We start from the raw sequence: 18,573 nt of genomic DNA, 5'->3' as shown, positions 1-18,573 counted from the left end.
CGTGGCCATTATTCTAGAGTATCCAGATAGTGTGGTCATAAGCTGCTCAATCCTTAAACTGCTCATGGAGAAAATTTCGCGGAGAGAAAGGGAAAACTACTTCTTTTTTTTACTTTTGTTTTTGAAAATTGTTGGGGCGAGTTCTTCAGCTTTTTCTTTGTCCATGAATCCATTAACAAGGGTTTCTGAAGAGAAACGCCTTTGTAAATAGGCATAGAGCAAGGAAGCAACAGTCATTGCGATCATTAATGCTAGAGTCTTCATAAAATCCCTCAATTTTAGATTTAAGTGTACGAGAGTAGCATAGAAGATTGAAAGGGACAAGAGTCGAGAAGCTATTTTAAAAAAGATTTAACGTCTGATAATTAATGTTATGTTTTATTATAGGATGTTGAAAACGAAGGCCGTAGGATCTGATTTCAAATAAGTCTAAAGAGTGTTATAATCCTTCGTGATTTCATTTTAGGTTTTTTACGATGGCTTTAGACGTTCTCTCAACGATTCATACGACGTATGCTCTTCGGCTTGCCCAGAAGACTGAAAAAAACTACCATTGTGCAGCTGATTATTTAGCCGCATCTCTCGATCAGCTATTTCAAGTTAATCTATCACTTAATACTCTTCGGATGCTCTCTAAAGAAATGGGTTATGCTGGTCTCTCAATCCGCTCCTCAAATCTCTTAGTCCTTTCCCCTCTAGCCCCCGCGCTGTCTTGACTTATCTGGAAATGGACTCCTATTGGACGAAAAAGTCTGTGATTTGGCTTTCTCTTCATTATGGCCAAATCATCCGAACCGTCAATTTCATAGGGGTTGGTCTTCTCGTCTTAGCAGGACGCTACTATATTGGGGCTGCGACTGCGTTGACCTATGTTTTTTCTTACCTGTCAGAGAATGAGTACTTCTCGAAGGAGGTGACCAAAGTCGTGGACTCTTGTATTGTGATTCCATGTGATCTTTACCTGCTGTTTACGGGCAGCTTTTTTGATCGCATTCTTTCGATTTTTGAACTTGCAGGTCGAGTTAAAGGCATTGCGGACGAATACAAGAAGCAAGCCGTTCGGACCCATGTTCCGACGAAGGTACACGGAGCGGAAGTTATCACTCTTAAAGATATGAATGGGATGAGCCTGGAAAAGGTTCAGTTGGATCTAAGTCACCTTCAAGTTGATGCTGAGGCGATTTCTAGCGGTGAAGGGCTCTCTTTTAAAGAGTGTGAAACGGCAATCAATAAGATTTTATCTGTGTTTGAGTCTATTTCGTGGGATAAGCATCTACTGGTTCTCATGAACAAACTAGCAAAGGATAAACACTGGAATGATCCTCCCACAGTTTCCAAAGAGCTTTATGAAACGTCGCATGATCTAGTTCCTTTGCTTAACAGGTCCGATTTAGTGCCTGAAGATATAGAGCTTCGAAACCAATTAATGGAAGCAGTCCAACCTCAAGCGATTCAATTTTTTAAGGAAGGGCTTCAAATTCTCTTGGTTAGACTGAAGACAAAAAGTGCTCAGGTGAGAAATGTCTCTGGAGTGAGTCCAAGACCCAAGCTGACTTTGAGGCAAAAAAGACACACCGAAATCAATCTGACCTCCATCTCTCCAGAAGAGTATAAAGGGCAAGTTGAGGGATTTTATCTTTCCATTGCAAGGTTTCTTAAAGAGTCTGACTCCGAATTTGATCAGGCCAACGCTCTCCTATGGCTAGGTGTAGAAGGAGCAGATTATTGCGGGCCTCAAGTTCTCAACGTCTTAAGAGAGACGGAAGCTTCTTTAGCTGAGGTGGGGAAAGATATCACTTTGAAGAATGGTATTTTAACTGTTCTCCACGAAAGACGTCTTCAGTACATTCAAAACATTTGGGGGCTTGTTCTTCGTAAGATTCCACACACGCTAGTTGAGAGGTTAGGACTGAATAGTCCTCATTGGCCGAATACCCTCATGGCGATTTATGGAAAAACGATGGGCGCAGAGACAATTGGCTCGATAAATGACATTGAAGCCAAAGCTGTTGTGACTGATGGTCTATACATTCTGCTCACTCCCCTCATTCTATTTTCACAAGTAGTTTCTTCTCCGAAGCCTATACAAAAGAGTCTGTTCTTGAAGCTGTTCAAGATGAAATCACTTCGGGTCGAATCCTCTCAATGAAGGTTCAGATGTGGTTTCAAGAAAACATGAACCTGACAGATGTTTCAGAGATTTGGAAAGTAGATGAAGATGAGTACAAGATTAAAAAAGAGGCACTCATCCTCATGCTCATTAAAATGCGTATCTTTGATCACATTTTATGACGGAGATCCTAGCGGAATACTGAGTAGAGGTGGCTCTTTATCAGATTGTTTTGCCTGTAGGTTAAAGATCTGCTGGAGTAAAACAAACGTTCGCTTCGAATTCACATCAGCATCATCAATGTAAAACCAATAACCACGATAAGAGACAGCTAAGTAGGCATTTTGTGGATAATCCATGCTGACTTGAACGGCAAGTAAATCTCCAACAACATCTACCCAATTGAAGTGTCGTCCGTCTGTGTAATGAGTGTGACCAACAATTCCTGCTTCAAGATCCCGCTCCGGAACCTGGACGCCCAAACTGAGGTAGTACATGCAGCTGAGAAGAGAACGCGTCATGATTCCGAGTTCAGCTTGTTCGTTAAAGTCTTGTCGCATGTTGAGAATATACTTTCCCTTGGAAGTTTTCACATCTTCTAAAATAGAAGCGAGGCGCTTGGCTTTTTCGCCTTCAGAAGGGAAGGAAATTTGGATGGTATTAGGCTTATTCCCATTATTTTGATCATCTTTTCCAGATGGCGCAATGTACCGCACTCCGATGTGGAGTTCCCCCATGCGTTGGAAGTAACGTAGGAGGGAAGTCGCTTCTAGGAAGCGCTTGAAATGGGGTGGTTCTTCAGGAATAGGTCCAGAAGCACCACATGCGTTCGGGATATCGGCCATGCTTTGGACTAAAAGGCGGAAAACCCTATCGACGTCCCAGCCTGTATAAATAAGCCCTTGGACGACCCTTAAATCAAGCGGATGCATCAATTGGATGGCAAAGTCCTTGCCTTGGAGAGGTGAATACTGGATAGTGGGTTGATTTGACCAAGCAAGTTCAGCTCCCAATGATACAGGGTTGGAGTTGTCGAATCCAGGAATTTTAATCCCAGGAAGCAGCTTACCTGTATAAGTGAATTGTGTGGTCACATTGTTAACTTGTAGGAAGTAGGGTGTATCGGAGTACCTAAGTCGAACGAGGTTCAGCAAAAGCTCTTGATTTGTTGTGTTCTGCGCGGCTTTATTGTAAGAGGTACGTCCTCCACTACCATACATTGATGTCTTACTTGAGACATGGCAGCCTGTTAAGGTAAGACTCATGCATGCTATTCCAATCACTGTGATAATCCGTTTCATAATCCCAACTCATAAGTACTTTTACGAGTTAGAAAATCTAACACATAGAAGAAAAACTTTTCTACGAATTTTTTAGGAGTATGCTTTAGGAAGCATGATTGAACTATGCGCTCTTCCAATAGCCAACAGATCCTCCGAGTCCAGAGATCTCATTTCTCTCATGGATCCCTATGATACATTCGGCAAAAGCCTTAGCTTCTTTCTTGAGCCCAAGATCACCCATACTTGTAATCATACGAGTCATACGAAGGAGGTTGTGTTTACCGTTGATCAACCAGAACTTTTTACGCGACTGGAAGTTCGCAGCTTTCACGACAGACTCCCCTTTTCTTTCAAGCCCATAGTAGCTGAGCATCTTGTCAAAGGAGCGTAGCATGTTTGTTCGGAAGGCTGTTTGACTTTTTGCAGCACTGATTAACCCTCTATCTAAGAGAGGTGCTTGTGGATCAACACCGACTCGGCTAGTTGGGAAAATCCACTGAATGAAGTTGTGATGACGCTCCATCTCCTCATCAGAAAATTTGAGAATTTGTTCTAAGGTGTAACCATGCACGTTTGCCTTTCCACCTGTATAGAAAGGAAGCATGCCTCTAGGGTCTGAAACCGCTGGTGATTTAGAGACCTTCACAGGTGTCGAGTGAGTTGTGCGAGGCAGTGGAGAGGTCGATACTGAAACTGTTCCTCCAAGGTTTTTAATCGATTTCTCAATCGAGGCAGCAGTTGTCGCAAGTTCAGGGTACTTGTTTGCTTCAGGCATTACTTTGCTTAAAGCATCAGCTAATCGTGCGATGTCAGATGGGGTAGATGTTTTGTCTCCCATCAAATAGAGGACAACTTCAGATCGAATTCTTGCAAGTTCTGCTCCTACGGATTCTTTACTCATATGTTCGAACTTGACGGTCACAGCTTTAGAGAGTGTCGGAGATGAGGGTTTCGATCTGCAAGCGCCAACTAAGCTGGTCCCCAAGTAGTAGATACCTTTAAAAGGTGCTGAGAGTATGGCAGAACCAGTGCTAAGAGTGTAGGCTGTGACATTGTATAGAGCACTGCCAACTGCAGGCAACACAGAGGTTGACTCTTTTTTGGCAGGAATAAATGTGTAGGTCGTCAATTCGTTAAGGTTTTCTGCAGAATCTTCAACAGGGAGATAAGTCACGAGCTCTGCGAGAAAATGAGCTGCCTGAGTTTCATCTGTCGTTTCAAAAATGAAGGCACCTGTACTGCCTGTAAGTTCTTTATTCCCTTGAGAGTCAAAGATACGGTAGAGAACAGATCCGTTTTCTTGCTTGACTAATGCAATAGCATGTGAAGAACCATTGCAGCTAAAAACAGTTCCAACTGCAGAAGTTTTATTTGAATCAAGATGCTCTTCTCTTTTTGCAGTCAAAATGCTTTGGAAAACCACTTTTCGCATTCCAAGATCTGAGTCAAGACGTAAGGTCTCACATTCTAGATATTCAGCGTTTCCAAAAGCGCTTTCAAATGCAGGATAAACTTGTGTCATTTCGGAAGAAGGACGATCCTCTTTTCCTGTATTTTCTGCAGCTTTGTCCTTACGTAATAAGGACTTCACTTCGGCGGTGAGTTCGTCTTTTGTCATTTTGTCAGTTAGTCGCTTTTCTGCTAAATCAGCGAGAGCTTTTGTGAGTGCAGATGATTCATCGACTTTGTATTGCTCCTGGTAAAGAGTTCCAATATCCTTTACTCTTGTGAGGAAAAATTGTGCTAATTGGTCAGAAGGAACACTGAGACTTTGGAATCCCTTATAAGTCGCCACGAAACTTTCGAGCTCCTCTACAAAATTATCAGCTATTCTAGTAAGAGCTTTTTCTTGCTGTGCAGCTTTGCTTGACGAGGTATAACGGCTTCTCACGGTTTGAACGTTTTGATCGAGTAGTGGTCCGATGTCGTCTTTTGTGATAGTTGAGCCATTAAGTGTTCTTGCAAGGAATCCAGTTGCATGTGTATTTGCACTCCCCTCTCCACCTAAAGTGTCATTTTGGCTCAAATCGCCTACGATGAATGTCCCTTCAAATGTTTTTCTAGAGGAACTGGTTCCGATTCGATGCACTCTTCCAAACTGGAATGGAGCACGCGCTGTTGAATCTTTCTTTCTAGACAATGAAACTTCACGTCTTGGTGCTGGTTCAACGGGTGTTGAAAGTGCTCTTGGAGCTGATCTAAAAGGTTCTCCTACACGTTTTGCATAGAAGGAATAGGCGGTGCGCATAGCAGCTTTGGCTTCAGATGTTGAGATAGGATTGACAGAGCTATCGTTACATCTGTACCATTGCTCGCCAGCGCGATCGTAAATATAGGAAATGTAGTGACCCCCTGATAAGCCACCTGATTGGACCATAAACGCTTCAATTTGGTAATTTGCAGCTCTGTTACCTTTGATGTGGTTGTGATCAAGAGTAAACGTCGGATCCATGTCGACAGCATCACCAATTTTAGTACTCACACCAAGAGTTCTAGAATAGCGCTTAAGAGAAAAGAGAAGGTGTTCTGGCGGTTCTACAAATCGAAATTTCTCGCCGACTTGATCAGGCAACGCTTTATATTTTCCATGTCGATCAGTGACGATACGCCCACTATCAAGCATGTCTCTGGTGATCGTTGTTGAATCGCTTAGATAGGCTCCAAATTCGTCTACAGAAGTTGTAGGAACGACGCGCTGAACAGGCGGGTTCATATGATGGTCCCAAACTTCTTGGAGTGTTCTAAGCGTTTTCTTTCCTTCGGTTTTAATCGAAAGTAAGGGCATTGCTGCATGATCAGTTGAAATATTCAACCCGGAATTATGTTGATGCCCAATTTGAAAGTACCCTTTTGCTTTTGCAGTGAAATCATCGTATGAGATGCCTGTTGGCAAACTGCCCAAATCATAAGTTCGCGTTCCTTCAATCCGATTGAAAAGTGGATTCTTTTTTTCGTCTGTAAAGAGAAATAGCTGCATCAAGGCTTCGTGAGCATCTTGGTGCCCTCCTCTCATATGTGGAGGCAATAGCTCATTGCGAACAGTTCTCGAACCTCCCATTGGGACGCTAGCCCTCTGGGCATGATAGTTTTCACAGTCTTTAAGTGTGCGAGGAAAATTCTCTTTTGGCAATGTTGGGAGCACATGCTCAGCAATAGGTGTGTTGTACGTGAATTGTCTCACGGAATTGAGAAAGCAATCATCTCCGTTCTCATTGTGAAGCCCTACTGGAATACGCTCTGTGCGTTGAAAACGGCTAGTATCTTCTGGAGCTGAAATTTCTTCGCGAGTGTGTATGACCTCAACTGGCTTTGCCTTTTCATGTTCTGGTTTTTCTACAGGAGTTGGTTTCGAAGTGAATGCCCATGTGAGGATGCTTTTAGGTCCTGTCCACAAAATAGCTTTAGGAACCGCAATCACTCCACCAACAATGGTACCTACGAGTGATGATCCATTACTTTCAGTTTTCGAAGGAGTTGGTGTTTTGCCTACGTCTGGTTTTTCTGAATCGCGTTTTTCGTGAGTTGCGGGTTCTTTTTTTTCAGTGGGCTTGCTAACGACTTCAGATGCAGATTTTTCAGCGACTATTGGAGAAGCAGTTCTAAGAAGCTCTAGACCTTTCTCTAATTTTGGGCGATACTCAAAATAGACCATCATTTGAAATGACAGATTCTTCGCCTTCACCTCATCGATGTAGGACTGAATTTTCTTAGCCTCGGCTTGTGCGTCAATCCCCTGAGGCAATCCATTGACGGCCCACTTGTCAAGAAGTTCTGAGCTTTTGATTAAATTGTGTAATGCCATACGGCCACCTTGCTTAGCTCCTAAAGAGCAGTATATGTTCCCACTTAAATCCCAATCTTCAGAACATATTATACTATAGGATAAAGTTAAAAATCAACGATATGGCAATTAAAATTTTAGCTACTACCTTTTGAAGGCAGCAAGGAATGTTTTGAGGGAAGAGTGTAAATTTAAAATTTAAATTTACACTAGAGCTAGAGCTTTAATAGACCTCTCTATTCCAGATCAGCCGATTAGTAAGGATTCCTGTCGCCCAAATGATCAGCCCTCCCCAAAAAGCTCCCCAAAAAGAGTGGATATGGACCCCATAGGAGATCTCACTTGCAAGCCAGAAGGTAAAGGCGTTGATGACCAGCAAAAAGAGCCCTAAAGTGAAAATCGTGATGGGAAGGGTTAAGAGAGTCAAAATAGGACGGACTACAGCATTGATGACCCCAAGAATCAACCCAAAGAAAATTGCATCGAGGGTGTCTTTGACTTCTAGCCCTGGTAAGACATGAGCTGTAGCGACGACAACGATTGTCGTGATAATGATGCGAACGATAAACAGTAGCATAGGTGTTCTCTTTTTAGCTGTGCTTCTCTAAGGCAACATTGATGAGACTTCCAGCTTTGATGGAGGTCATTTCTCTTGGTGTAAAGTTGTGTGCCGCCTTGAAGGTTTTGTTCTTTGTTTTATTGATCACTTCGATTTCAGTTCCTTTTGACAAGCCCTCTTCAACATTTTTGATTTCGAGAATATCTTCTTGGTCAATGGACTCATAATCTTTTTCATCGGTAAAAGTCAGTGCTAAGATACCGAAGTTGATAAGGTTTTGGCGGTGGATACGCGCATAACTTTTTGCAATGACTGCTTTGACACCAAGGTAGCGTGGTGCAATAGCAGCGTGTTCGCGGCTCGATCCTTGCCCATAGTTGTGTCCTCCAACAAGGAAGGAACCAGTTTTTTGATGTTTCATTGCACGGTCATAGTAGTTTTCATCAACTTGAGCTAAAGTGAACTTGCTGATTTCGGGAATGTTACTTCTAAATGGGAGGACTTTTGTTCCTGCTGGAAGTATTTCGTCTGTTGAGACGTTGTTACCCATTTTGAGAAGAGTGGGTCCCTCAATATGCTGCGAGAGTTTGTCAAACTTTGGTAGAGGTTTAATATTGGGTCCCATGATCAATTCCTTAGCTCCTTTGCCTGCGGGAGGTGGAGGAGTGAGTCCGTCGACGAGCTCAATTTCCGTTGGTTCTTCATACTTCGGGTAGTTCATTTTCAAATCACGCGGGTCGGTGATTTTACCTGTTATCGCAGAAGCAATCGCAGTTTCAGGACTGCAGAGGTAGACTTGGTCTTCTTTTGTTCCAGAGCGGCCTGGGAAGTTTCGAGGGTTGGTACGCAAGCTGATTTTACCCGTTGCAGGTGCTTGCCCCATGCCGATACATCCATTACAACCTGCTTGGTGGATGCGTCCTCCAGCGCGGATGAGCGAGGAAAGGTAACCGAAAGAGGTCAAGTTTTCAAGGATTTGCCTGGAGGTTGGGTTGATGTCGAGTGAAACGTGATCTTGAGACTTTTGTCCGTCGATGATCATTCCTGCAATCGCAAAATCGCGCATGCCAGGATTGGCAGATGAACCGATCATCGATTGAAAGATAGGCTTCCCTGCGACTTCCTTAACTGTGACGACATTGCCAGGGCTGCTTGGACAGGCGATGAGGGGCTCGAGTTTTGAAAGGTCGATTTCATCATGAAGATCGTATGTACAATCAGGGTCCGCTTTGAGTTCAACCCAATCTGCTTCTCTTCCGTGCAGTTTCATGAACCGTTTTGTTTCCTCATCGGAAGGAAAAACACTGGCAGTGGCTCCAAGTTCGGCTCCCATGTTAGCAATCACGTGGCGGTCCATGGCAGAGAGGTTGTCAAGGCCAGGTCCATAGTATTCGATAATCTTGCCGACCCCTCCTGCAACGTCGTGGCGGCGCAGCATTTCAAGAATCACATCTTTTGCGCTGATCCAGTCAGGAAGTTTTCCTGTGAGCTTGACGCCCATGATTTGAGGCATTTTGACGTGGAAAGGCTCCCCTGCGATTGCTAAAGCTACTTCAAGTCCCCCGGTTCCCATTGCAAGCATTCCCAAACTTCCCCCGGCACAGGTGTGGCTATCTGATCCGAGAAGAGTTTTTCCAGGCTTTCCAAGTTTTTCCATATGGACAGGGTGGCTCACGCCGTTTCCAGCTTTACTGAACCAAAGGCCAAATTTTTGAGCTGCGCTGAAGAGGAAAAGGTGGTCATCAGGGTTTTTGAAGTCGTTTTGGATGATATTGTGGTCAACATATTGGCAGGAAACGTCTGTTTTAGCTTCTTTAAGCCCCATAGCTTCGAGCTCGAGCATTACCATCGTGCCTGTGGCATCTTGGCAAAGTGTTTGGTCGATTCTCAGTCCAATTTCTTGTCCGACAACCATCTCCCCTTCTACTAAGTGACTCTCTAACAGTTTTTGAGCGACATTTTTACCCATCGTAGGCCATCCCTTGTCATATTTTGAGGAAAAATTCTTCCTTGTTCTTACATCCGGAACATACTGAAAAAAGTATTTTTTGAAAAATTTTATTCCTGTTATTTCAAGACGGCGTCTATAATGCCTCTGTCTTGTTTATCAGGAGGGAAAATTGTGTTAAGAATCTTACTTGTCAGTGATACGCACGGTGATCTAGATTGCCTCAATCGTTTAGCGGAAGAAAAAAATGCCGATCTCATCATCCATGCTGGTGATTTTGGTTTTTACGATGAGAAAAGCCTTAATCGATTAAGTGTACGTGAGTTGAAGCTCCGTATTGTTCACTCCCCTTATGGAGACGAAATATCCCGTTTAAGCTCGAAAGAAGAAATGCGTAAGTTTATTCGAGAATTTGGACTTCTAGGAGACTTTCCTGAGTATTTAAACGGAAATAAGAAATTTACAGTTCCCATTTATGCTGTTTGGGGCAATCATGAAGATGAAGTTGTTCTTCAAGAACTTAGAAACGGTCAAAAGGTTGCTAATCTTCATCTTCTTGATGAAGAGCGGCAATATACGATTTCGGATTTTCAAGGCTATCCATTTTTTCTGTATGGGTTGGGTGGAAATTTTGTGTTAAATGAAAAGGCTTTTTCAACGACGTTTCAGGGGGTAGAAGGCAAAGTCCAGGCAACTTTCCACCAACTTGGGACGCTTCTGCACAAAGTGAAGCAGCCTGGAATTCCCTCTCTCTTTGTCTCTCATGTCAGTCCAGGAAAGGAGCCGGTTTTGGCCCGTCTACTTGCTCACAATCAGCCCAATTTTTGGATCAGTGGTCACATGGGCCTTCCTTATCCATGTGTGTGGAACCAGTTTGCCATTCGAGATGGCGCTGACGTTGAACGTTGGATGTCAGATCTCTCATTTTTTAGTGACAATAGAAAGATGTCTTCAGAAGCTCAATACATTTGTAAGCTCCTGCAAAAGCCAATGCGAAATGAACATCGCTGGTTTTATCACACTTGGAACGTCAACCTTCCAGATATTGGAGATGGTCACGCTCTTATCGTGTTTCAAGAAGGAAAGTTTAGCTTAGAAACTTACGGGGGCAAAAGTGATTGAAGATTTTGAAAGGCTTCTTACTGAGCGAAAGTTTTTACGTGCAAAGCGCTTGATTAAGAAAAACCTCCATCTTCTAAAAGTTCCCGATGCAAAGGGCAATTTACCTCTTCATTTAGCCGCAATGCACAGCGGCACAAAAAGGGGATATAAATTAGCGGTTTGGGTTTAAACCTCGATCAAGAAGCTCTTGATCAAAAGAATAACGAAGGAGAGCTGCCCATTCATTGCATCATGCCTGGCATTAGCCGTTTTTTGAGTGTAATGGCTTCGGACTGGTATTGCGTCACGCTGTTTCAGAAAATGGCGTTGATGGATTTAAAGCTTCTTGAAGTAAAAAGCCTTAATGGAGAGTACCCGATCCATCGAATTTGCGCTTTTGCACTTCCTTGCAAGTTTCATTTAAAGCTTTTAGAAAGTGTTCTTAATCAAAATCGAGCGCCCCTTTGGCTACGTGATTCTAAAGGCGAGCTTCCCCTCGATACTGCTCTTGTTTTTCACAATTTTTACTTACTTGATTTGTTTGTAAAACAAGATGAAACACTGATTAAGCAAATTCCTGACGATTTTAGGACAACGGTTTCCATCATGATGAGATGTCCTGAAATTTTCAAAAAAATGACAAATAAAGATAAAGAAATTCTCTATGACTCTGATGAAGAAGGAAACTTGCCCATTCATCTTGTAACAGACCTTGATTTGCTAAAGTGGATGGCTGAGCAAGACCATAACCTTTTACTGATTCGCAATGATGTGGGTAACTTTCCGATTCATCATGCTGCAGAAGAAGGGCTTCTCCCTCTTGTGAAATGGTCGATCGGGGTATGCCCCGCATTGCTTGAAGCTCATGGAAAAAATGGAAATAGGTTAATGCACTTTGCTGCCAAGTCGTTAAATTATGGATGCGTTAAGTGGATTTATGATCAAGCCCCTTCAATGCTCCATCAGGAAAACTTTGATAAGGAAACGCCTTTGCAGTACGCTTTACGTGTCAATCTTATTGAATCTAAGAAAAAGAACAAATTTCTCAAAAAAGTCAAAAAACTTGAGGTGCAGAATGGTCGGTTATAGTCATTATGAAACTGATGGAAAACCGCTTAAGCTGTGGGATAAAGCAGAACCATTTGAAGATGCTGCAATGCAGCAGCTACGTAATGTGGCGAAACTCCCCTTCATTTATCGCCATGTAGCTGGAATGCCCGATGTTCATTATGGAAAAGGTGCAACTGTCGGTTCGGTGATTGCAACAAAAAAAGCCATTGTTCCCGCTGCTGTTGGAGTCGATCTAGGCTGTGGGATGATGGCAGTTCAGACCTCCTTAAAAGCAGAGCAACTCCCCGATAATTTGCACGCGATTCGGACAGCCATAGAAAAAGCTGTCTCCCATGGTAGGACAGATAATGGTGGGCGGAATGACCGCGGTTCATGGGGCTCAGTTCCGACTCATTTGTCATCTGCATGGCAAAAAATGGAAGAGCGTTACAAAAGAATCATCGATAAGCATCCGAAAGCAAAAAGCGAAAAACATGCTCATCATCTGGGGACCCTTGGGACGGGAAACCATTTCATCGAGATGTGCTTAGATGAGCAGAATCATGTGTGGTTTATGCTGCATTCTGGTTCTAGAGGCCCTGGCAATCGCATTGGAAGCTATTTTATTGAAAAGGCCAAAAGAGAAATGGAGCGGTTTTACATCAATGAATACCTTCCCGACCAAGATTTGGCTTATTTAGTGGAAAATACAGAGTTATTTGATGATTATGTCGAAGCGGTTTTATGGGCTCAAGATTATGCTTCTGAAAACCGCCAAGAAATGATGGCAGCAACATTAAAAGCTGTGAAAAAACATTTGGCTCCGTTTGAAGTCACAGAGATGGCAGTCAATTGCCACCATAACTATGTCACAAAAGAAAATCACTTTGGGGAAAACGTTTGGGTGACACGCAAAGGTGCTGTTCGTGCTCGAACCGGTGATTTAGGAATCATTCCTGGCTCAATGGGCACCGGTTCTTTTATCGTTGAGGGATTGGGAAACGAAGAGAGCTTTTGTTCTTGCTCGCATGGCGCGGGGCGCAAGATGTCACGTGCTAAAGCCAAAAAGACGATTTCTCTTTCAGATCACAAAAACGCGATGAAAGGGATTGAAGCAAGGTTAGATTCCGAGATTTTAGATGAAAGTCCAGCAGCTTATAAAAACATCTCAAAGGTCATGAAAGCGCAAGAAGATCTTGTAAAAATTAAATATCGCCTGCGCCAGATAGTAAACGTTAAAGGTTAAAAATGTATGACATTTCAAAAAATGACGGGACATTCCCACTTCACTGGGCTGCACGGCTTGGAGATTTGGCTAAAGTCAAAGAACTTGCTCAGGAAAATCCCAAGGCCCTTCGAGAAGAAAATGATGTTGAAGAGCTGCCGATCCATTGGGCCACGATTGCAGGAAATTTGGAAGTTCTCAAGTGGATGGTTTCCCAGGATGAAACCCTTTTAGACCTTTCTGTTTGGCATGGAGAAACATGTTTGCATTTTGCAGCAAGCGAAGGCCATCTTGAAATCATGAAGTGGTTAGTTTCTAAAAGACCTAAACAGATCTATTCTGAAAACATTGACTGGGCTCTTCCGATCCACTCAGCTGCCTATGGCGGACTTAAAGCTGTTCAATACTTGGTGTCGCTCGATCCAGCCTTTTTGACATGGAGGGGGGACTATAACCTTGCGTGTCCTATCCACTATGCTGCTTACCTTGGGGACCTTGAAATGATTCAGTGGATGGTAGATAAAGAGCCTGCCTTACTTAGCAAACGGACGACGTATTGGAACTTGCCCATCCATTGCGCTGCATCTGCAGGCAAAATTGAAGTCGTTAGATGGATGGTAGCTCAAGATGAAACCCTTCTTTTTGAACAAAATCAAGAAGGAAATTTACCGATTCATGAAGCAGCGATGCGAAAGCATTGGGAAACAGCTCTGTGGATTGCAGAAAAGTGTCCTAAACTATTCATGAGGCATGGGCATTTTGTCTTGACTCCTTTTTTTGAAGGAGGACCGCTTAAAAAGACTCCATTAGATCTCCTTTGTGAAGCGCATCAAGATGAAGTGCTTGAGTCGTTTTTTAAGAAAAACTCTGCTTGTTAACAAGTTGTAGACTATAAGGAAAACCTTCCAATCCATGTCATTTTAGACTCACAATCCGAAAAGTTCTTAGAGCTTGCAAAAAGCTTGCTTTCTCAAAACCCTTCGCACTTATGGCAGCGCAATATGGAAGGTGAGCTTCCTTTGCACTCCTATGTCCCCTTTTGGGCGGCGCAGGGTTTAACAGATTGGATGCTCGACCAAGATATAAAGCTTGCCAAAGAGACGGAACGAGGCGAGTTCACTGTTTTACACCTGCTTTGCACTAAAAAGCTCGAGGGAAAGAGATTTGAGTGTATTAAGCGTGTTTTGCGAGATGTGCCAGATTTATTGACTAAGCCAAATAAAGACGGTGAGCTTCCGATTCATCGAGCAACTTTAGAAGGAGACCTTGAATGCGTACAGTACTTTCTCAAGATTGATCCCAAACTTTTGTATGCAGAAGATAAAAGAGGGCAAATTCCGCTGCATTTTGTGCGAGATTTAAAGCTCTGCAAGTGGATGGTTAGCCAAGACGAAAAACTTCTTCGGCATGAAACTCATTATAAAATCATTCCGTTGCAGACACTTTTTAATTGGGATGCACCTTTTGAAGTCATCAAATGGATCATAGAGCAAGACCCAGATCTTATTAGAATTAAAAACGATGTAGGTCAGGATTTTCTAGATTTGACTAAAGATTATGGAGACCCTGAGCTTTTAGAGTATTTAAAGCAGTTCAAAGGTTAAGTGGAGAATGAATCATGTATCGCATTTCAAAAAATGACGGAACCTTCCCCTTGCATTGGGCAGCAAGGCTTGGAGATTTGGATCAAGTTAAGCGCATTGCAGAAGAAAACCCAAAGGCACTACAGGAAGGCAATGAAGATGATGAATTGCCGCATCATTGGGCAACGATTGCAGGAAGCTTCGAAGTTCTCAAATGGATGGTTGCTCAGGATGAAACGCTTCTAGATCTTTCTGTTGGTCATGGTGAGAGCTGTTTGCATTTAGCTGCAGATGCAGGACATGTTGAAATCATGAAGTGGATTGTGTCTAAACGACCAGAGCAAATCTATTTAGAAAACAGTCACTGCGCTCTCCCCATTCACTTTGCTGGATATGGAGGTCTTGAAGCTGTTCAATACTTGGTCTCACTTGACCCGGCATTATTGACATGGAGAGGTGATTTTCATCTCGAGTGTCCCATTCACTTTGCTGCATACCAAGGAGATCTCGAGACGATTCAGTGGATGGTAGAAAAAAAGCCAGAGCTGCTTAGTAAGCGTACGACATATTGGAACTTGCCGATTCATTGCGCCGCTTCTGCGGGAAAAATTGAGGCTGTTAAATGGATGGCAGCTCAAAATGAGAACGATCTTTTTGAACGTAACCAGGAAGGAAATTTACCCATTCACGAAGCAGCCATGAGAGAGGAATGGGAAACAGTCCTATGGATTGCAAAAAGGTACCCTAAACAGCTCATGACATTCGGCCACTATACGGATAGCCATTTTGCAACAATTCCCTCTTTGCGAAAAGCGCCACTAGATCTCATCTGCATGGGAAAGCAAGATGAACTACTTAAAGAGCTTTTAAGTCAGAATGCAGCATGTCAAAAAGCAATGGATTATGATGAGCGACTTCCCATCCATGTGATTTTAGAGTCGAAACTTGAAAGTTGCATCGACCTTGCTAAAAGCTTGCTCACTCAAAACCCCTCTCATTTGTGGCATCGCGATATAGAGGGAGAGCTTCCGATTCATTTACATGTCCCCTTTTGGGCTGAGCAAGGTTTAACAGATTGGATGCTCGATCAAGATCTAAAACTTGCTTTTGAAACAGATAGGAAAAAAAATTCTGTTTTGCATTTGCTTTGCAAGGAAAAAAATAGCGGGCGAGGATTTGAGTGTCTTGAGCGTCTTCTCCGAGATGTGCCAGAGTTATTGAGACAGAAGAATAAATATGGTGAGCTTCCGATTCACCATGCAGCTCAAGCCGGAGATATTGAGTGCGTGAAGTACTTTTTCCAACTTGATCCTACCCTTTTGCGCTTAGAAGATAAATATGGTCAAGTACCGCTTCACTTTGTGACAGACTTAGAGCTTTGCAAATGGATGGTAGCCCAAGATGAAAAGCTTCTTTGGCATGGAAGCTCGTGTGGAAACATTCCGCTCCATTCTCTTTTCATGAACGAGGCTTCTCTAGAAGTGATCAAATGGATGATAGAAAAAGATCCTAAACTTCTTGATGTAACAGATCACATAGGCAGGAACCTTCGGCAGTTGGCAGAAGATTTTGAAGAGACAAAGCTTGTAGAATACTTAAATCAGCGCGGGAGCTGAACGGCTGCGCCAATAGTACTTCCCATAGTCGTAGGTGAGCTGCTCCCCTTTGGGGATGAACTCATTGGTGAAGAGGATAATACGCGTGATTCCTCCTGCTATGACCCAGCGCGAATTCATGTTGGGTTGATCACTGTGATTGATGAAACGGGTGAAGTTGCTTTTTCGTTTTGCATCGATGATAAATGGGCTATTTTTAGGGCCGATCATGTAGCCAAAGACGTAATCATTGAATCGGGTTTTTTTGGCATGCCTTCTCGTTATAATCCCAGTGTACTCCCCAACGTAGGTTAAAGCTGGCAAATCTCGATTGGCAAACACGCCATAGCCGATTTCGGCACTGACGTAGCGGATGTAAATATGGTCATAACGCGGGGCCATGATGGCTTTCTTGTGCAAAGCCAAGGTCCACCGATTCATTTTACGCGTCCCGGACTTTTTAAGTTGCTTTTGACTCTTTGCGGCAACCCACTTTAAATAGTCAGGATGCTCAAATTCGAGATGTTCGATGTAGTCGATCCCAAGTTTTTGCTCAAACTCTTTAAGAGAAATTGTATGTCTCAGTTGGTCGCTATTGCGGTAAATCGTGATTGGAGCGATTTCTCTGCGGGCTCTTAGAAGCGGCAAAAACTCTTTCCTTCCGAGGAAGTTTGCAAGATCCAAAGGGGTCATTCCCCACTTGTTCTCATTTTCAGTTGAAAGGCCATAGGCAATGAGATCTTCAAGATGATCTAAACGATTTTCTAAAACAGCAAGATGAAGCAGAGTGTTTCCATCTTGGTCTTTAGCATGGATCTTTCGATGGCCCTGTTTGAACTCTGAAAGCCTTTGATCAAAGACATGATTGCGACGTAAGAGGAGCCGGTTTAAAAATGGCCGAGAAAACTCCACCAGGCACTTCCAATGGTAAGGTAAATGATGATGTTTATCACACTAGCAAAGAGACCGAGTTTCCACCAATCGGTAATTTTGACGTAGCCCGACCCGAAAAAGATCGGTGCAGGCCCGCAACCATAGTGAGTCAGCCCTCCGAAAAGGTTGCTGAAAAATCCGAGCGAGAGGGCTGCGACCATGGGCGGAGCACCCATTGCGACGCAGAGGAGGAGGAAGGGTGAATACATAGAGCCGATATGGGCGACGACGCTAGCGAAGAAGTAGTGAGAGTAGAAGTAGACGAGTACTAAAATCACAAATGCTGTGAACCAATACAGTCCTTGAACATGTGTTTGGACGTAGCCACTAAACCATGTTGTTAGACCAAGCTTATTGAGAAAACCCGCCATCATGATGAGTGTGGCAAACCACATGAGAGTGTTCCAAGCTCCCTTTTCCTTGATCACATCGTCCCACGTCAAAACAGAGGTGAGTAAAAGAATCGAAAGGCCGATAAGTGCGGCGATGACTGCTCCCATTTTGATGTAGGGGCCGAGGATCCATAAAGTGATGAGCAAGATGAAGGAGAAAATCATGATCCACTCTTGAATCCGAATGCGTCCCATTTCTTTGAGTTTCTTATCCGCAAAAGAGCGAGCATTTGGGGTTTCTTTGACTTCAGGCGGGTAAACTTTGTAAAGGAAAAGAGGAATAATTCCCAAGCAGATCAACCCTGGAACTGAAGCTGCTAGAGCCCAAGTCCCCCATGTGATGTCGACCCCGACGGTTTTCGCGATGTCCGCAACAAGTGGGTTTCCGGCCATCGATGTCAAAAACATCCCCCCAATGATGACAGAGCCTTGGAAAGAGGTTTTGATGAGAAACGCGCCAAGCCGTTTCGGATGGCTATAGGGTTCGCTACCGAACGCTTTGGATAATGAATTGACAATTGGGTAAATAATACCGCCGACTCGCGCTGTGATACTTGGAATCGCGGGGGCTAAAACCAAATCAGTGAGGATCATTCCGTAGGCCATCCCAATCGTACTTCGACCGAGCAATTTGATGATAAAATAGGCGATCCGCTCTCCTAAGCCTGTCTTGATAAACCCTCTTGAGATGAAAAAAGCGATTACAATCAGCCAAACAATCGGGTGAACAAATCCACTAAAGGCTTCTTCAAATGTCAAAGTTTTGGTTGCAGCGGTCAACATGAGGCCTAAAAAGGCAATCGTTCCAATAGGAAGAGGACGCAGGATGATGCCTATGACTGTAAAGATGAAGATGGCAAACATGTGGATGGCTTGGACTGTCACTCCTTCTGGAGGGGTGAGATTCCAAATGAGTAGTCCAATGAGGACGCTGATAGCAAAAGAAATGAGTTTTTTATTAAACACTCTAGACATAGATAGTCCTTGATTCGGTCACGCGTTTCGAAAATTAA

Annotated in this window: 17 protein-coding genes; 10 read left to right on the top strand and 7 right to left on the bottom strand. The window is 43.4% G+C overall.

Annotation, left to right across the window (positions count from 1 at the left end; genetic code table 11):
* Positions 1-96: 96 nt before the first annotated feature.
* Positions 97-264 carry a hypothetical protein gene (locus ACOOFG_RS06310; protein WP_420420631.1) on the bottom strand — a complete coding sequence of 56 codons (168 nt, stop codon included), beginning with the start codon at positions 262-264 and terminating at the stop codon, positions 97-99.
* Between the two features lie 212 nt (positions 265-476).
* On the opposite strand from ACOOFG_RS06310, the gene ACOOFG_RS06305 reads away from it, so the two are divergent.
* From ACOOFG_RS06305 to ACOOFG_RS06295, 3 genes are read left to right on the top strand one after another with little or no spacing between them, the layout of a single operon-like run.
* The gene (locus tag ACOOFG_RS06305; protein ID WP_420420630.1) at positions 477-716 is read left to right on the top strand and encodes a hypothetical protein; all 240 of its coding nucleotides are present in this window, start codon (positions 477-479) and stop codon (positions 714-716) included.
* An 11-nt stretch (positions 717-727) separates the two neighbouring features.
* Positions 728-2,149 carry a hypothetical protein gene (locus ACOOFG_RS06300; protein WP_420420629.1) on the top strand — a complete coding sequence of 474 codons (1,422 nt, stop codon included), beginning with the start codon at positions 728-730 and terminating at the stop codon, positions 2,147-2,149.
* Between the two features lie 8 nt (positions 2,150-2,157).
* Positions 2,158-2,292, top strand: a complete 135-nt coding sequence (locus ACOOFG_RS06295; protein WP_420420628.1) for a hypothetical protein — start codon at positions 2,158-2,160, stop codon at positions 2,290-2,292.
* Here the strand turns inward: ACOOFG_RS06295 and ACOOFG_RS06290 are convergent.
* The 4 genes from ACOOFG_RS06290 to ACOOFG_RS06275 form a co-directional block, all read right to left on the bottom strand.
* On the bottom strand, positions 2,287-3,411 hold the full coding sequence (locus ACOOFG_RS06290; protein ID WP_420420627.1) for a hypothetical protein: 1,125 nt from the start codon (positions 3,409-3,411) through the stop codon (positions 2,287-2,289). The genes ACOOFG_RS06295 and ACOOFG_RS06290 overlap by 6 nt on opposite strands.
* Before the next feature lie 103 nt (positions 3,412-3,514).
* A complete protein-coding gene (locus ACOOFG_RS06285) occupies positions 3,515-7,195 on the bottom strand; it encodes an opioid growth factor receptor-related protein (protein WP_420420626.1) in 3,681 nt (1,226 codons plus the stop codon).
* 202 nt (positions 7,196-7,397) lie between these two features.
* On the bottom strand, positions 7,398-7,751 hold the full coding sequence (locus ACOOFG_RS06280; RefSeq protein ID WP_420420625.1) for a phage holin family protein: 354 nt from the start codon (positions 7,749-7,751) through the stop codon (positions 7,398-7,400).
* Between the two features lie 13 nt (positions 7,752-7,764).
* Positions 7,765-9,702 carry an aconitate hydratase gene (locus ACOOFG_RS06275; RefSeq protein ID WP_420420624.1) on the bottom strand — a complete coding sequence of 646 codons (1,938 nt, stop codon included), beginning with the start codon at positions 9,700-9,702 and terminating at the stop codon, positions 7,765-7,767.
* Positions 9,703-9,855: 153 nt separating this feature from the next.
* On the opposite strand from ACOOFG_RS06275, the gene ACOOFG_RS06270 reads away from it, so the two are divergent.
* From ACOOFG_RS06270 to ACOOFG_RS06240, 7 genes are all read left to right on the top strand, one after another.
* On the top strand, positions 9,856-10,803 hold the full coding sequence (locus ACOOFG_RS06270; protein ID WP_420420623.1) for a metallophosphoesterase family protein: 948 nt from the start codon (positions 9,856-9,858) through the stop codon (positions 10,801-10,803).
* Positions 10,796-10,972 carry a hypothetical protein gene (locus tag ACOOFG_RS06265; protein WP_420420622.1) on the top strand — a complete coding sequence of 59 codons (177 nt, stop codon included), beginning with the start codon at positions 10,796-10,798 and terminating at the stop codon, positions 10,970-10,972. Before ACOOFG_RS06270 ends, ACOOFG_RS06265 begins: the two co-directional genes overlap by 8 nt.
* Positions 10,963-11,871, top strand: a complete 909-nt coding sequence (locus ACOOFG_RS06260) for a hypothetical protein (RefSeq protein ID WP_420420621.1) — start codon at positions 10,963-10,965, stop codon at positions 11,869-11,871. The genes ACOOFG_RS06265 and ACOOFG_RS06260 overlap by 10 nt, the downstream gene beginning before the upstream one ends.
* Positions 11,858-13,078, top strand: a complete 1,221-nt coding sequence (locus ACOOFG_RS06255; RefSeq protein ID WP_420420620.1) for an RtcB family protein — start codon at positions 11,858-11,860, stop codon at positions 13,076-13,078. Before ACOOFG_RS06260 ends, ACOOFG_RS06255 begins: the two co-directional genes overlap by 14 nt.
* 2 nt (positions 13,079-13,080) lie before the next feature.
* Positions 13,081-13,935, top strand: coding sequence for an ankyrin repeat domain-containing protein (locus tag ACOOFG_RS06250; RefSeq protein WP_420420619.1), 855 nt, complete (start codon positions 13,081-13,083; stop codon positions 13,933-13,935).
* Positions 13,936-14,058: 123 nt separating this feature from the next.
* A complete protein-coding gene (locus ACOOFG_RS06245) occupies positions 14,059-14,661 on the top strand; it encodes a hypothetical protein (RefSeq protein WP_420420618.1) in 603 nt (200 codons plus the stop codon).
* Positions 14,662-14,675: 14 nt separating this feature from the next.
* Positions 14,676-16,256: an ankyrin repeat domain-containing protein gene (locus tag ACOOFG_RS06240; RefSeq protein ID WP_420420617.1), complete on the top strand. Its 1,581-nt coding sequence runs from the start codon at positions 14,676-14,678 to the stop codon at positions 16,254-16,256.
* Here the strand turns inward: ACOOFG_RS06240 and ACOOFG_RS06235 are convergent.
* Both ACOOFG_RS06235 and ACOOFG_RS06230 read right to left on the bottom strand, forming a co-directional pair.
* Positions 16,236-17,147: an SET domain-containing protein-lysine N-methyltransferase gene (locus tag ACOOFG_RS06235; protein WP_420420616.1), complete on the bottom strand. Its 912-nt coding sequence runs from the start codon at positions 17,145-17,147 to the stop codon at positions 16,236-16,238. The two genes, ACOOFG_RS06240 and ACOOFG_RS06235, sit on opposite strands and share 21 nt — an antisense overlap.
* Positions 17,123-18,535 (bottom strand): anion permease, encoded by a 1,413-nt coding sequence (locus ACOOFG_RS06230; protein ID WP_420420615.1) that lies wholly within the window; start codon positions 18,533-18,535, stop codon positions 17,123-17,125. Before ACOOFG_RS06230 ends, ACOOFG_RS06235 begins: the two co-directional genes overlap by 25 nt.
* Positions 18,536-18,573: the final 38 nt, after the last annotated feature.

Origin of the sequence: Simkania sp. (genome assembly GCF_965215465.1) — a bacterium.
In the GTDB taxonomy this organism is placed as follows: domain Bacteria; phylum Chlamydiota; class Chlamydiia; order Chlamydiales; family Simkaniaceae; genus Simkania.
The sequence above is the reverse complement of the archived record's forward strand: the minus strand, read 5'-3'. Positions and strand labels throughout refer to the sequence as shown.